Here is a 15,333-nt window from a genome sequence, read left to right on the forward strand (position 1 = left end):
ATAAACATCAATTCTAATAAAAACTATAGATCATTGTCAAGTTGACAAACCTAATCCTATTTTCATCAGGATTTATCAAAAAATTAGGTTTGAAAATGAAGTATATATAATATATTTGTATCACCATGAGCACAACATCATATTTATCAGATAGAATCAATAGCCTTTCTGAATCGGCTACCCTAAAGATGACCAAATTAGGTCGCGAACTAGCCGCTAAAGGCATCAATGTAATCAGTTTAAGCGTTGGTGAACCAGATTTCAACACTCCCGACCTTGTTAAGGATGCTGCCAAGAAGGCCTTGGATGAGAACTATACACGCTACACCCCGGTACCGGGATATCCTGAGTTGCGAAAAGCAATCGTCGAGAAGTTAAAAAATGAAAACGGACTCGATTATGATATTTCTCAGATTGTAGTATCTACAGGTGCTAAGCAATCCTTGTCAAATGTCATATTAACCCTAATCAATCCGGGAGATGAAGTGATCATCCCTACTCCATACTGGGTATCTTATTCGGAGATGGTGGTACTAGCAGAAGGTAAATCGGTTTTTATCAATACCGATATTGAAAGTAATTTCAAAATAACTCCTGCCCAACTAGAAGCTGCTATAACGCCAAAAACAAAAGTATTCATGTTTTCGTCTCCTTGTAATCCTACAGGATCCGTATATAGCAAAGCTGAACTAGAAGCTCTGGCCAAAGTATTCGAAAAATATCCGAATATTTTCATCATTTCGGACGAAATCTACGAACACATCAATTTTGTAGACAAACATGAATCTATCGCTCAGTTTTCTGCAATAAAAGACCGTGTGATCATTGTTAATGGTTTCTCAAAGGCGTTTGCCATGACAGGCTGGCGTTTAGGGTACATCGCAGCAAACAAGGAAATAGCAGCTGCAAACGATAAGATGCAAGGACAGACAACATCCGGAACCTGTTCCATCGCACAGCGTGCAGGAATTGCAGCCTACGAAGGAGGCCTAGAAAGTGTCAATAAGATGAAAGAAGCTTTCGCGCGCCGTCGTCAATTAGTTTATGATCTATTGAATGATATCCCAGGTGTAAAAACCAATCTTCCAGAGGGTGCATTTTACTTTTTCCCTGAAATAAGCTCATTTTTCGGCAAGAAAGATCAAGACGGAAATATCATTAATAACTCGGGCGACCTCGCACTATACCTACTTAACCAAGGGCATGTAGCTACAGTAGACGGAAATTCCTTTGGAAATGATAATTATATCCGGTTGTCGTACGCTGCCTCTGACGAAAACCTGAAAGAAGCACTTCGAAGAATAAAAGAAGCATTAGCCAAATTGGTTTAAAAAATATAAAAGCTCCCTTCTCGAAGGGAGCTTTTATATTTACATCCATCGTTAAAAAAGAAGTAAAAAAAGAAAGCTTCTTCAACCTCGAAATCAAGTGCAGATAAAAGATTTTAGCACTATTTCGAATAAAAATGCATACCTTTGTGTGCTTTTTTAGCCCTATTTAGGACAGTTAAAAAACATAAACACTGATTGCACATGAAATTATCACAATTTAAATTCAACTTACCTGAATCTCTTTTGGCATCTGAGCCTTCTGAACAACGTGACGAATCACGTTTAATGGTCTTACATAAAGATACTGGTAAGATTGAACATAAAATCTTTAAAGACGTCTTAGATTATTTTGATGATAAAGACGTGATGATATTGAACGACACAAAAGTTTTCCCTGCCCGCATGTATGGCAATAAAGAAAAGACAGGAGCGACTATCGAAGTCTTCCTTTTGCGTGAACTCAATAAAGAATTAAGATTATGGGACGTATTAGTTGATCCTGCTCGAAAAATCAGAGTAGGGAATAAATTATACTTTGGCGATGATGACCTATTGGTCGCAGAAGTTGTTGACAATACAACATCAAGAGGTCGTACCATTCGTTTCCTTTTTGAAGGTACAGATGAGGAGTTCCGTCGTAATATCGAGATTTTAGGAGAAACACCTCTCCCAAAATACATCAAGCGTAAAGCTACTCCGGAAGATAAATTCCGTTATCAAACGATATATGCTAAAAATGAAGGCGCTGTCGCTGCTCCTACAGCAGGACTTCACTTCTCAAGAGAGTTAATGAAACGCCTGGAGCTTAAAGGTGTCGACTTTGCAGAGATTACATTGCACGTGGGCTTGGGTACATTCCGCACTGTAGAAGTGGAAGACCTTACTAAACACAAGATGGACTCCGAACAATTTATCATTACAGAAGAGGCTGCAAAAACAGTAAATCGTGCTATTGATAATAAGCGCCGCATATGTTCAGTAGGTACGACATCAATGCGCGCCATCGAATCATCGGTTTCTGCAGATAAACATCTAAAAGCAGGTACAGATTGGACGAGCAAGTTCATCTATCCTCCATACGAGTTTAGTATCGCAAACTCTATGATTACAAACTTCCACACGCCTGAATCGACATTACTGGTAATGATCGCTGCATTTGGAGGGTACGAAAACGTGATGAACGCGTACGAAATAGCTGTTAAAGAAAAATACCGTTTCTATAGTTACGGTGATGCCATGCTTATTATTTAAGTATTATAATAATATTTCAATATTTTTGAAGCGTGGATCCAAAATATCCACGCTTTTTTACATCATGCCAAATAAGATTGTTATCATAGCTGCAGGCGGGTCAGGGGCTCGTCTTAAATCAGACCTACCAAAGCAATATCATTTGCTAAAGGGAAAACCTGTGCTCATGCATACCATACAAGCGTTTGTAGGTATAGCGGATCGTATTATTGTGGTTCTAAGTGTCCAAATGACCCAAACCTGGCAAAACCTCTGCTCCGCGCATCTTTTTGATATACCACATGAATTGGTAATAGGTGGCGACACTCGCTTTCAGAGTGTTCGAAATGCAATACAGCATATTAAGAATACGACACCAAATCCTTTGGACGGTTCTACAGTAATCGCTATACATGACGCAGCCAGACCACTTGTAGAAAGAAAACTCATATCCGCATCGTTTGAAATGGCGCTAGCGGGCAATAGCAATGTCCTTGCCGTACCCAGCACCGACTCTATTCGTATCGGAGATAAGCTTAACTCCACATCGATGGATCGCAGCCGAGTATGGCAAGTGCAGACACCACAGTCTTTTCCAGCACCGTTATTAATTGAAGCATTCGAACAAGATGAAATACCCACATTTACAGATGACGCCTCCGTCGTTGAACAGAGAGGTCATACGATACATCTTCTTGAAAGCAGCCCTAGAAATATCAAGCTCACCTATGCAGAAGATTTCGAGATCGCATTATCACATCTAAAAAACGAACTATAAGCTTCTTCAAATATGCATGGTTTAGGACGTAAATGGCCTAGGCATTCCCCCTGATAACACGTAATAATACCACTATTATGGCAATCACCAATAACACGTGGATAATATTTCCTGTGGCATAACCGCCTAAAAAACTAATAGCCCAGATAATAACCAAAATAACTGCAATCAAATAAAGTAAATTTCCCATAGCTTTAAAGTTTAATTAATTATATACGTAACACTACTTTTTACAGATATGAACAGCGCATATCCTAAAAAGTTTTGATATACAATAAATTATTTTACGTCAACAGAGAGTTGATCGTATGCGACAAATACACCTTCAGGGAGAAGAGATTCGATATATTCATGCTTACCAAACCTATGGCTTATATGGGTAAGATATGCCCTTTGGGGCTTTACATCCGCTATAAAGGATAATGCCTCATCTAAGGTAAAATGCGAAATATGAGGTGCTTCTTGCAAGGCGTTAACCACTAGTACGTCCAATCCCTCAAGCAACTTTCTAGTTTCCTTTGAGACGGTCTTTGCGTCCGTTATATAAGCAAATGCCCCTATTCTATACCCCATCACCGGCATTTTATAATGCAATACCTCAAAAGGTATTACCTCATGATCAAATAGACTAAATGGCATTTCGGCTTTGATTTCTTCGAGATCCAACTGAGGGACGCCAGGATACTTTACTGCCGAGAAGGCATAGTAAAACTCCCTCTGCAGTGCCTCTAGAGTCGCCGCATCAGCGTATATTGAAATAGATTGCTGTTGATGATAATTGAAAGCACGCACATCATCCAGGCCAGCGATATGATCTTTGTGCGAATGGGTCATTAATATAGCGTCTAGATGATCGACCCGTTCACGCAACATCTGGTATCTGAAATCCGGCCCGGTGTCAATAGTAACGTTATAGCCATTGTCCATCTCTAAAAGAACAGAAGTACGCAAACGCTTGTCCCGCGAATCTGTTGATTGACAGACCGGACAGCTGCATGCGATTACGGGTACCCCCTGTGATGTTCCTGTTCCTAAAAAACGAACTTTCAATTTCTAATCGTTTGGTTTTAATAATGATTTATAAAATCCCCACTGCTTTTCATCCAATTGCTCCCGCTCAAATTCAAACTCCTTGATAAGCTGTACCAAAGAGTTTATCTTAATCTCCAGATTGGAGAACTTATTCACTACGATAACTTTAGAATTCTGGATCACACATGCTCCTGTCTTAAAATTACCTTTTTCATACCTCACCTTATAGCCTATATCAGCCAATAGATTCTCTATCTTATCTAGATTATATTGTGTAATCGATACCACTATTCAATTCTAAATTTCTAATATAACAAAATTCTATTCAAACATCAGGGACTAATGTGATGTATCTTTCTTTAACAGTACACGGTCTATGTAGTTGCGCATAAAACCAAAACCGTATGCAAACAACTGTGTAAAAGCAGTGACTACAGCAAGAACCCCCACTCGGAGGCTGTTCGTAGCAAATATAGCATGCAATAAAAGCAATGTCGTAAAGGAGAATAAAAACACATCTCCAAGCCACACCAAATAGTGCAATAGAATCACATCGCTAAATAACAACAGGTCCATGATATTCAAAACCAATAAACCTAATACACACACGGTAAATATTGCAGGCAACGCATGTACCGGCTTCAGCTCTCCAGGATAGAGTAATGAAATATCAATCCGTCCTTTTCCAAAGTTATAAATCTGTTTAAAAAATTGGTTTAAACTGGTACGCCTCTTATGGTATACAAATGCATCTGGGATTAATCCCACCTGAAAGCCCTGGTTAATCATCCGGATACTGAATTCAATATCTTCAGACCTTCTTGATAGCTTATATCCTCCCGTCTGCTCCCACACCATTCTAGAAATCCCCATATTGAAGCTACGTGGATGAAATTGTCCAATATGATTCTTATTACCCCGTATTCCCCCTGTCGTAAAAGGACTCGTCATGGAGTAGCTAATAGCTTTCTGTATCGGCGTAAAAGACTCGTGTGCTGCGTCAGGTCCCCCAAAAGCATCCCATCCATTGCTTTCGATAGCTCCCTTTACTATTTCTAAATAATTCTCCGGCACCAAAACATCGGAGTCAAAGACTATAAAATAATCGCCTTTCGCACGTGCAAAGCCGTAGTTGCGAGCAAAGCCCTGCCCCTCATTACGTTTCGAGAAATAATGAACATCCAGACTACCCTTAAATCCCTCTACGATAACCTCTGCCGGTGCAGAAGATCCATCTTCAACAATGATAACCTCGAAATCTTTAAAAGACTGCTTTTGCAACGACTGCAAAAGCTCCTTTATTTCTTCAGGTCTATTATACAAAGGGATAACGATGGAAAACAACATAGCTATACGACCTGTTCAATATGATATTTATTTCGCTCCGAACTATTTCTCGATAGAAGTTCTGCGATAAACCCTGTGAGAAACAATTGCGACCCAATCATAATAGCCAACAAGGATAGGTAGAACAGGGGTTGATCAGTGACATTGCGATACACTGTACCATTTGCAATACTCATCAACTTATCCGCAATCAAATATACCGTGATAAAAAAACCAATCAAAAAGCTGATTACACCAATAGGTCCAAAGAAATGCATTGGTCGCTTACCAAACTTGCCCACGAAGAAAATTGACATCAGATCCAAAAATCCCTTTACAAATCTTCCCGCACCAAACTTGGTCGTACCATATTTCCTAGGATAATGCTGTACTACCTGCTCCTGAATATTCGAAAAACCAGCCCACTTAGCGATGACAGGTATATATCTATGCATCTCACCATAGACTTCTATACTCTTAACAACGTCCTTCTTGTATGCCTTAAGACCACAATTGAAATCATGGAGATTGTTGATACCCGACATACCTCTTGTCACGGCATTAAACAATTTGGTTGGTATCGTTTTTGTAATAGGGTCATAGCGTTTTTGCTTCCAGCCTGATACAAGATCAGCCCCTTGATTCATGATACGATCATACAATTCAGGGATCTCGTCTGGGCTATCCTGTAGATCGGCATCCATCGTAATCACAACATCACCTTGAGCGGCTGCAAATCCAACATTTAACGCGGCAGACTTACCATAATTCCGTCTAAATTTAATCCCCGAAACCTGTTCATGCTGTCTTTTTAAATCCAATACAACAGACCAAGAGGCATCTTTACTACCATCATCTACCAAAATAATCTCGTAACTGAAATTATTCGCTACCATCACCCGACGAATCCATTCGGTTAACTCGGGCAATGATTCTGCTTCATTGTACAATGGGACTACAACTGAAATATCCATATACTATATATAATATCAATTACTTTTTGACAATCTTTGAACGAAACAAGAAGGCTAATACCATCGCGAAAACGAAATTGACCAATAAACTAATAAAGATCGGAGGTACTGTATTTCGAAATGACAATTCGGAAAATGCAAATGCACGATCCTGCTCAATAATCTCCATCTGTTGATCGATTTCGTCCTCTGTCGCGCCCCGGCTTTCCATATCAACAATCTTTAAGTTCATAAGATTTTGGTAGCTCTCTTCCAAAACAGTCTTATCCAATATTAATTTTTGATAAACCGTAAGACCTATAGCACTTACGACAATACTGGCCGCAAGAAAGATATAAATAGTCTTCAATGCTCTACTGAAGGTCCAATCTATCCCATTTCTCCTTTTCAAGAGGTAGACCAATACGACTGGTATCAAAACAGATCCAATTAGTTTTAAAGCAGTGCTCACGATGTAAAGCGTACCATAACTGTCAACCGTACGACTGTGATAAATACCTATGATAGAAAATAGGATCGTCAATACTCCCGCAATAGTTCCATAAATCAAAGCATCCTTCTTCTCTGCTTTTGTCAATTCATTTGTCATACCTTGTCGCTACTTACTAAAATGGATAATAACCTGGTATATAGCAGTCTCATAAGCTTTGTTTGAAGTGTTCTCTTCAAACGTACGTAACTGGGTATCGGATGGATTCTGCTCGAAAAAGAAAGACATCAATGGATAGAACAACTCAAACAATTCATCTTGTCCAGTTAGTGTTTTTGATACTTTTGCAATTTCTGAATAATCACTTTCTACCAAAATCTGATTTGCGATCACCTTCTCATAAATGCTATATTCATCCTGAAACTCATCCTCCTCAACCAATAAGAACTCTTTCAAATAATCTTCAAGCGAAGGTTTGATTTCGTCATCAGCACATTCTCTTAAATACAAAAATACATTGAGCAATTCAGTTCCACGGTCCAATGTTTCCTCTTCAATACGCTCCCATTCTTCAGAATCCAAGTAGTCTTCTTCCAGTTTCTGTACATCCTCAGCAAAGAAGTTTATCATAAGTAAGTCAAAACTGATCTCACGCAACTCCTCAAAGCCTTGATAATCATCAAAAACGTCATCCATACGCTGTACCTTATCCATGAAGGGCAGCTCCAAATCAAAAACACCTGACAATGTGGTTAAGAACTCCTGGCTATCTATATTCTCAATACCTGCATACGTAGTTGCCGCAGCAGTTATCGCATTTTTTACTTTAACATCCATATCACTATTAATTAATAATCAATTTATTATTATTTATAACAAGATTTACTTTTCCTTTCAATACCTGCCCCAATAATGGGTTGTTAGTTCCTTTAGATTTATTAGATTCTGCATCGAAATTCCAAGTTGCTTCCATGTCAAAAACAACCAGATTTGCCAGCTCCCCTATCTCAAACTTCGGAATATCCAAACCCAATACTTTTCTTGGACCTATAGCCATTTTTTCAACGATATCGGTTGCCGTGATTCCAGATCTAACAGCTAAAGGTAACGCCGTCTGAAATCCAGTGATTCCATTCTTGGCTATATGAAACTCAACATTTTTGTATTCGATCTCTTGTGGCGTATGCTGTGAGACTATCGCATCAATCACGCCATCTTTAACCCCTTTTAATAAAGCCTTTACGTCCTTTGCCGTACGCAACGGCGGGCTCACTTTATAATTAGAATCAAAACTTACAATATTTTCATCGGTAAAGACCAGTTGATGGGCCGCTACGTCGCAAGTCACCTTAATGCCCTTACTTTTTGCCTTTTTGATCAAGTCTACAGATTCCGCCGTCGAAATTGTTGTAAAGTGAATCGGAGCATCATTATACTCGGCAAGAAAAAGGTCTCTAGATACCATTAATGATTCAGCCAAATTAGGAATGCCCTTCATCCCTAAATAGGTACTCATTACCCCCTCATTCATCTGACTGTCCCCGACCATAGACTCATCCTGTGCAAAAGATATAATTAACCCATCAAATCCTTTGGCATACAACAGCGCTCTTCCCATCAATCCCGCCTGCTGCAGACTGCGATTACCATCGGAAAAAGCAACCGCACCATTCAACTTCATATCATACAGTTCGGCCATTTCATGACCTTCCCTCTTTTTAGAGATCGCCCCTACAGGATATACATCTACCAAATTACCCTTAGCTACGTTTACCAACAGCGACACTTCCGCTCTACTCTGTATAGAAGGATTTGTATTGGGATGAACTGCAATCGCGGTAAAGCCTCCAGCTGCCGCTGCGGCAGTTCCCGTCTTCATATCTTCTTTGGTTTCGTACCCAGGTTCTCCAATATTGGCATTCAAATCAAAAAAACCAGGACTTACGATACATCCTTGGGCAGAAATCACGTTCACATCGGAATCTGTAGCTTTTAGCTTCTTACCTAGATCAGCAATTTTACCATCTTTAATCAGGATATCGATTTCCTGACCATTCAATGGATGATTGGGTAGTATTAACCTAGCTGAAGAAATTAAGACTGTATTCATGGATATTTTGCTAATATTTAATTTGTTGTAGAAATTCGAGAGAGAGTGAAACGACAAAAATTAAGCAAAAGAGCATGGAGATAAATCTTGCCCTACATAAAATCATAAAGTAGCATGATACTATAAGTCGCTTCATTAAAGGACAAATGTACAAAATCCCCTATAAACATAACAGTGTTTTTTTACTCCCCCCATCGGTAAGAGTCGATTTTCAAATCGGCAAGGGAGAATATCCGATCTACCACGGTAGCGGCCAGATCTTCCATCGTCTGAGGCAGACTATAAAATGACGGACTTGCAGGACAGATAATACCTCCAGCCAGTGTGACGCTAGACATGTTGTTAATATGTATCAGATTTAGCGGAGTCTCTCTAGTAACCAGAATAAGCTTCCTTCGTTCTTTGAGAATAACGTCAGCAGCCCTCGTTGTCAGATCGGATGATGTGCCATTGGCTATACGAGCTAGTGTACCCATCGAACACGGGCATACAATCATTGTATCATAATTGGCCGATCCCGAAGCAAAAGGAGCCATAAAATCATTTTTCGAATAAAAAGTAAAATCCTTATATTCATTATATCGCTCATTCTTCAATTCAAAACGCCATACATCTTTTGCATTATCCGACATCACTACACCTACCTGAGCCACCTGATCTCCCAACAGCTGCAATTTATCCAATAGTACTTTTGCATATAAAGATCCCGAAGCACCGGTTACAGCTACAACTATTTTACGTTCCATATGCAAATCTAGTTAAAATCTCCAGCAACTCCTTCGGCAGAACGTCACCAAAGTGGCATAAAAAACATAAAATCAATGCAGGAAAATGAATTATAAAAAAAAGGGTCGAATAAGAAATATTCGACCCTACATCTACCTATGAAAAACATGCCCTTGGGGAGGGCATTACAAATGTACTAAGAGAAAGTAGATTTGCAGCGATCCGCACTTCTTATTGTAGCTAGTTTTCATTTATTTGTAGTTGTTCTACTACAAAGGTTTTCACAGTAGCCTTTTGAGAGCGATTAACTTATGTTAATTTACTAGAAACTGCTACTTTTCGAATTAATTAACATTTGGAATATTACTAACATTTTGAAAGAATCCACTTTTTTTTTATTTATTTCGAAACTAGTAACAACGAACTTATCCCAATATGAACTCGACAATAATAGAAGAGTATATCGAAACCGGAAACCATCAAGATCTTGAATTATTATTAAGTCAAGATCCTTCACTCGTAAATCAAAAAACCAGTCATGATATTTCTCCCCTTCTTTTATCATGTTACTACCAGAAGCCTCAGATAACACAGGTTATTTTAAAATTCATCTCCACGATCACCATACATGAAGCCTGTGCCACTGGTCTAGCGCAGCACATACAAATGATGATCGAGCACAAAAAAGATGTCGTAAATGAATTATCCGATCATGGATTTACACCATTAGGTATAGCTGCTCACTTTGGAAAAGAAGATATTGTACGTTTGCTTCTTCTACATCACGCCAACCCCAATATCAGCTCACAGAATGGCTACAATACCTATCCATTGCATGCGGCTCTGGGGATAAACCACAGCGGTATCGCAAAACTACTTATCGAAGGTGGAGCCGAGGTTAATGTACTACAATATGGAGGCATAGCTCCTATACATCAAGCTGCGGGACATGGCAATATAGACCTCATCATTGCATTATTAGAGCAAGGAGCTGATATAACAACACGTACCAACTCCGGACAATCGGCTTCTGATCTTGCTGCCGACAAGGGATTTAATGAAATAGCTGCAATTTTGAAGTCCTAGTTTTAATTTTTCAAAATCTCAACACCAACAGCGCAATCCAAACACTTCTTCCGATCGCAGTAGTTTCTTTTCAAGGTCAATAGGGCCTGCGAATCACTAGCGTTATGACATTTTACGCCGTACTGTTCATAGTATTTTACGATATGATTATTTTCAGCCGGAATTTCCGCTAGCCAACGCATCGCACGCGTCTTCAAGTCCTCCCTACCCATGAATTGTCCATAGGAAAACAATATGGGAATAAAACAATTTATGGCCAAATAATAGAGATACGCACCTGTCCAACCTGTACCATGTTGCTTTGTCGCTGTGGCAAAATGAAAATGAAACTGCCAATACGCGTCAGGTCTAACCTTTTTGATTGTAGCAAACAGTTCATCTAAGCTATCGACATTGCAAAGCATATCAAACCAATAGACAGTAGTTGATATCAAGCCGGACAACTGCGCTAATCTAAACGTTGGAAAATTATACGGACGCATACGCATAAACTTCCAACTCGCGGCCGACATTCCCTCCAGATTGTGGAGTTTTTTAAGATATTGATACTCCCCTTTCAATTGAACAAAATAATCGTCTTTACAATCGGCATCTAAGAACCCCGCAGTACCAAACAATAATGCTGTTATCTTTTCGGAGTATCCATTATACCGATAAAGCAATTGAGGTGGTACGCGCGACATCAGCTCTTCAAAAGCCGGAGCATTCACATTTGTTCCAAAGGCCCGTCCTAGATTAATTAAAAATACAGCTTCCCAATCCTGCTTAGTCCGTATTAACCAATCTTCACATCGAGCGTACCTATCCTGTAGGCGCTCTATAGCTAGACGTTCCAACCATCCAGGAGCCATACCTTTCCAAATTTCTTTTATACGCCCCTCGCAGGCAATGCCTTTCTGTTGCTTCATTAAGGAGGCATAACGATCTAACATTTCCGGATCGATATAATCTTTCAAAATAAGCGTAGGGATTTCGGTTCTATCCTGTCTCTGACTTACTTTTCGGCCTTCCGTCCAGACCACATGCAATACTGTAGCATTATATAAGGGATCGCTATCATGCCCATGCCGGGACCAATCATCTTCTCGAAGATGTATTTCTATATGACCTGACCAAAGAGTCTTACCAACCTGAATACTAGCCTGTTCAAAATCAGGCCCCGCATTATGATTAGGAAGACCTGTATGTATAATCTTAAGAATTTCTCCTTCCCTCGTCTTTAGGTTTCTTTGGTCATACAGTCTATAACGCCAGATAAAATGCAACAATTCTTCGAGATAAACCATCTTTAAAAATAAAAAACAATACCCTGAAAAACAAATAATTACAAGAAACAGAAAGAAAATCCAGAAAACTTAGGATGATGCTTTATAATATAGTTTCAATTTATCGGAGGCCACCGATATCTCCTCCGCAACAGACAGCTCCATCGTTGGAGCCTTAATTCCAGCTCCCCACACACTATCCCCCACAAAAACACGAGCCTCGTCCCAAAGTCCAGCTTCAATAAACAAATTCAATGTTTTGCCCCCCCCTTCAATAATAAGAGACTGCACATCCATAAGGTAGAGCTGGTACAAAATATTGTGAGGCAGGTACAGGTCATAATTTTCTAATGCTATATATTTCAGATGTCCATCCCATTCGGTTTTTACTTCATTAAAGATGATCAAATCTGTACTATCATCTAGGAGCAAATGAGTGGTTTTAGGCACGGATAGGTTTCGATCTATCAACACCCGCTTTGGAGACTTACCAGACCAAAGCCTGTTATTTAGCATAGGGTTATCTATCAATGCAGTAGCCGCGCCCACCATAATAGCATCTTCCTCAGAGCGCCATTTGTGCGTCAATTGCTTACTTGCCTTATTACTAATCCATGCCTGTTTCTCTCCCGTAGGAGCAAAATAACCATCTTTTGTTTCAGCCCACTTCAAGATAACATATGGACGATGCTGGGCAATACGTGTAAAAAAACGTCGATTCACAAAGCGACATTCCTCCTCCAATACGCCGACCTCTACATCAATACCAGCATCCTTCAACTTCGTTATCCCTAAACCATTAACTTTCGCAAAAGGATCCTGACAACCCACCACAACTCTACGTACAGCATATCTTATCAGCATATCTGCACACGGCGGTGTTTTACCATAATGGGCACAGGGCTCCAGTGAAACATACACCGTGCTTTGTTTCAATAACCTATAAGCCTGTTCTTCGCCATAATTGATCTTTACTGCCTCAACAGCATTCACCTCTGCGTGTGGCCCTCCGTAAGGCGACGTATAGCCTTCTCCCACTATCTTTCCTTCATATACAATCACCGCTCCCACCATGGGGTTAGGACTTGTAGTACCTGCCCCCAATTGTGCCAATGCAATACAGCGGCTCATGAACCTTTGATCTTCAGTCATACCACAAACTTAACATTTTATCTAAAAAGAGCGGACAAGCTAAACTTAAAAAATCAGTAAATTTGCCGTATGAACAATACATGGCAAGAGATAGCCGAACTATTCCAGATCGAGCTGAACGAACTCTACCCTTCCGCTGAAATCAAAGAACTGTTTTCCCTAACTGTAGAGCACCTCAGTGGTAGGAGAAGCAATCAACTCCATTTTCTTAAAAATGAACAACCTCCCCCCCAAGCATCAGCTGAAATTGATAATATTTTAGCTCAACTCAAAACGGGAAAGCCCATTCAGCATATATTAGGTTATGCCCATTTCTATGGCCATATATTTGAGGTTTCCGAACACACCTTAATCCCCAGGCCCGAGACCGAAGAACTTGTACACCTTATCCGACAAGATCATAAAAACACAAAAAACAAATCCTGTATAGATATCGGTACCGGGACAGGTTGTATACCTATCTCCCTGGCCAAATGCATGCCGCAGCATCAGTATTGGGCGATAGACATATCCAAAGAGGCACTAGAAGTAGCCAAACGCAATGCTCAAAAAAATGACGTGGACATTCAGTTTATACAGATGGATATTTTAGAATGGGATTTAGTATTCGCATCAGATCTTAAGTTTGACATTATAGTCAGCAATCCCCCTTACATAACTACGATTGAAAAAGCAGATATGCACCAGAATGTACTCGCTTTCGAACCGCATAGCGCTTTATTCGTCGAAGACAGTGCACCATTACTATTTTATGATTACATCGGCGATTTTGCCAAAGAACATCTCGCTTCCACAGGCTACCTCTATTTTGAAATTAATCAATACCTCGCCGATGAGACGGCAGAACTACTTTCAAAAAAAGGGTTTAACAACGTTCAATTATTCAACGATATCAACGGTGCCAAGCGCATGATCAGAGCTAATGCCCCTTCATAAACCGTAAAAGCACATTTAAATACACTTTTTTTTTACTGATAAACAACAGGTTAAAACCAAAGAGACAAAATAAGGCATCAAAGATTTGGCATGTATTGTAGTTTTTTCTACCTTTGCATCACTTCAAACAACGAAGGATAATTCAAATAAAGAATTAGGATTCCGTAGCTCAGCTGGTAGAGCAATACACTTTTAATGTATGGGTCCTGGGTTCGAATCCCAGCGGGATCACAAAAAAAGCAACTTCAAAAGAGTTGCTTTTTTTTGTGCCCTTTAGGGTCGAACAGAAGCGCTGGGATGGGTTCGAACATAGCGTAGCTCGTTGCAGCCCTATGTGCGGGCATTGTGCGACGCAACATATCCGTCGTCGTCGCTGGACGGTTCTGGATACCAGAGCGATCATTACAAGAGATTGGAACTTGGTGCGTGAGCGTGCTCGAATGACTACGGAATTCGGGTTTTTTTTAAAGAAGATATTTGGATAACCATCCCGTAAGTGCCCAATTGGTAGGATTGTTCTTCCAAATGGACGGCAAGCAACTTCAAGATTAATACAAGAATTATCTCAGTGACCTCCATGATTGGGACCAAAAGCCACATGCAGAGAGCTGGGCATTGTTTCCTGAAAATATCTCCGAATACCTGAGCATCGATGAGACCAGCTTCAGCAACGGTGAACTTTATACCATTGTTAGCAGTAAATCGGCGAGAGGGCGTAAAGGGACTTATCTACTCCTTACTGTGAGTGGACCTTTATATACAACGAACTATAAATAACTATACATTATCAAGTAATAATAATTGCGTATTTTAGTATTTCCTGATATACTAAGCTTGAGATGAAGAAAACCTTAAATTTCATAATTGTCATTTTTCAATTTGGACGGCGAAGCATTCCAGGACTATACTAATTTTTAGACATCTTCCTTATGATACGAAAACATTCAGGGAACTTTG

At 39.8% G+C, this 15,333-nt stretch carries 17 protein-coding genes and 1 tRNA gene; 7 read left to right on the forward strand and 11 right to left on the reverse strand.

Annotated features, from left to right (window positions below):
- Positions 1–125: 125 nt before the first annotated feature.
- From B5X76_RS12755 to B5X76_RS12765, 3 genes are all read left to right on the forward strand, one after another.
- Positions 126–1,331 carry a pyridoxal phosphate-dependent aminotransferase gene (locus B5X76_RS12755; RefSeq protein ID WP_245801036.1) on the forward strand — a complete coding sequence of 402 codons (1,206 nt, stop codon included), beginning with the start codon at positions 126–128 and terminating at the stop codon, positions 1,329–1,331.
- Positions 1,332–1,532: 201 nt separating this feature from the next.
- Complete coding sequence (gene queA, locus B5X76_RS12760; RefSeq protein ID WP_079643497.1) at positions 1,533–2,582, forward strand: tRNA preQ1(34) S-adenosylmethionine ribosyltransferase-isomerase QueA; 1,050 nt, start codon at positions 1,533–1,535, stop codon at positions 2,580–2,582.
- Between the two features lie 64 nt (positions 2,583–2,646).
- Complete coding sequence (locus tag B5X76_RS12765) at positions 2,647–3,339, forward strand: IspD/TarI family cytidylyltransferase (RefSeq protein ID WP_139375299.1); 693 nt, start codon at positions 2,647–2,649, stop codon at positions 3,337–3,339.
- A gap of 37 nt (positions 3,340–3,376) precedes the next feature.
- On the opposite strand, the gene B5X76_RS21705 is transcribed toward B5X76_RS12765, so the two are convergent.
- From B5X76_RS21705 to B5X76_RS12805, 9 genes are all read right to left on the reverse strand, one after another.
- The gene (locus tag B5X76_RS21705) at positions 3,377–3,529 is read right to left on the reverse strand and encodes a lmo0937 family membrane protein (RefSeq protein ID WP_139375300.1); all 153 of its coding nucleotides are present in this window, start codon (positions 3,527–3,529) and stop codon (positions 3,377–3,379) included.
- Positions 3,530–3,618: 89 nt separating this feature from the next.
- Complete coding sequence (locus tag B5X76_RS12770) at positions 3,619–4,389, reverse strand: MBL fold metallo-hydrolase (RefSeq protein WP_079643499.1); 771 nt, start codon at positions 4,387–4,389, stop codon at positions 3,619–3,621.
- Between the two features lie 3 nt (positions 4,390–4,392).
- Complete coding sequence (locus B5X76_RS12775; protein WP_079643500.1) at positions 4,393–4,659, reverse strand: hypothetical protein; 267 nt, start codon at positions 4,657–4,659, stop codon at positions 4,393–4,395.
- 51 nt (positions 4,660–4,710) lie between these two features.
- Positions 4,711–5,718, reverse strand: coding sequence for a glycosyltransferase family 2 protein (locus tag B5X76_RS12780; RefSeq protein ID WP_079643501.1), 1,008 nt, complete (start codon positions 5,716–5,718; stop codon positions 4,711–4,713).
- A gap of 2 nt (positions 5,719–5,720) precedes the next feature.
- Positions 5,721–6,671, reverse strand: a complete 951-nt coding sequence (locus B5X76_RS12785) for a glycosyltransferase family 2 protein (RefSeq protein WP_079643502.1) — start codon at positions 6,669–6,671, stop codon at positions 5,721–5,723.
- Between the two features lie 19 nt (positions 6,672–6,690).
- On the reverse strand, positions 6,691–7,260 hold the full coding sequence (locus tag B5X76_RS12790; RefSeq protein ID WP_079643503.1) for a DUF4199 domain-containing protein: 570 nt from the start codon (positions 7,258–7,260) through the stop codon (positions 6,691–6,693).
- Between the two features lie 9 nt (positions 7,261–7,269).
- Positions 7,270–7,938, reverse strand: a complete 669-nt coding sequence (locus B5X76_RS12795) for a hypothetical protein (protein ID WP_079643504.1) — start codon at positions 7,936–7,938, stop codon at positions 7,270–7,272.
- 7 nt (positions 7,939–7,945) lie between these two features.
- Positions 7,946–9,211, reverse strand: coding sequence for a dihydroorotase (locus B5X76_RS12800; RefSeq protein ID WP_079643505.1), 1,266 nt, complete (start codon positions 9,209–9,211; stop codon positions 7,946–7,948).
- A 182-nt stretch (positions 9,212–9,393) separates the two neighbouring features.
- Positions 9,394–9,957: a UbiX family flavin prenyltransferase gene (locus B5X76_RS12805; RefSeq protein WP_079643506.1), complete on the reverse strand. Its 564-nt coding sequence runs from the start codon at positions 9,955–9,957 to the stop codon at positions 9,394–9,396.
- A 415-nt stretch (positions 9,958–10,372) separates the two neighbouring features.
- On the opposite strand from B5X76_RS12805, the gene B5X76_RS12810 reads away from it, so the two are divergent.
- The gene (locus tag B5X76_RS12810; RefSeq protein WP_079643507.1) at positions 10,373–11,023 is read left to right on the forward strand and encodes an ankyrin repeat domain-containing protein; all 651 of its coding nucleotides are present in this window, start codon (positions 10,373–10,375) and stop codon (positions 11,021–11,023) included.
- A gap of 2 nt (positions 11,024–11,025) precedes the next feature.
- Here the strand turns inward: B5X76_RS12810 and B5X76_RS12815 are convergent, their stop codons facing one another.
- Complete coding sequence (locus B5X76_RS12815; protein ID WP_079643508.1) at positions 11,026–12,309, reverse strand: DUF2851 family protein; 1,284 nt, start codon at positions 12,307–12,309, stop codon at positions 11,026–11,028.
- A 69-nt stretch (positions 12,310–12,378) separates the two neighbouring features.
- Positions 12,379–13,440, reverse strand: a complete 1,062-nt coding sequence (gene ribD, locus B5X76_RS12820; RefSeq protein ID WP_079643509.1) for a bifunctional diaminohydroxyphosphoribosylaminopyrimidine deaminase/5-amino-6-(5-phosphoribosylamino)uracil reductase RibD — start codon at positions 13,438–13,440, stop codon at positions 12,379–12,381.
- A 69-nt stretch (positions 13,441–13,509) separates the two neighbouring features.
- Here ribD and prmC point away from each other — a divergent pair, with 69 nt between their 5' ends.
- The 3 genes from prmC to B5X76_RS21710 all read left to right on the forward strand — a co-directional run bounded on the left by prmC (position 13,510) and on the right by B5X76_RS21710 (position 14,861).
- Positions 13,510–14,376: a peptide chain release factor N(5)-glutamine methyltransferase gene (gene prmC / locus B5X76_RS12825; RefSeq protein ID WP_079643510.1), complete on the forward strand. Its 867-nt coding sequence runs from the start codon at positions 13,510–13,512 to the stop codon at positions 14,374–14,376.
- Between the two features lie 158 nt (positions 14,377–14,534).
- Positions 14,535–14,607 (forward strand) — tRNA-Lys (locus tag B5X76_RS12830).
- A gap of 35 nt (positions 14,608–14,642) precedes the next feature.
- Positions 14,643–14,861, forward strand: a complete 219-nt coding sequence (locus B5X76_RS21710; RefSeq protein ID WP_139375301.1) for a hypothetical protein — start codon at positions 14,643–14,645, stop codon at positions 14,859–14,861.
- Positions 14,862–15,333 lie beyond the last annotated feature (472 nt).

Origin of the sequence: Sphingobacterium nematocida (assembly GCF_900168125.1) — a bacterium.
Taxonomy (GTDB): Bacteria; Bacteroidota; Bacteroidia; order Sphingobacteriales; family Sphingobacteriaceae; genus Sphingobacterium; species Sphingobacterium nematocida.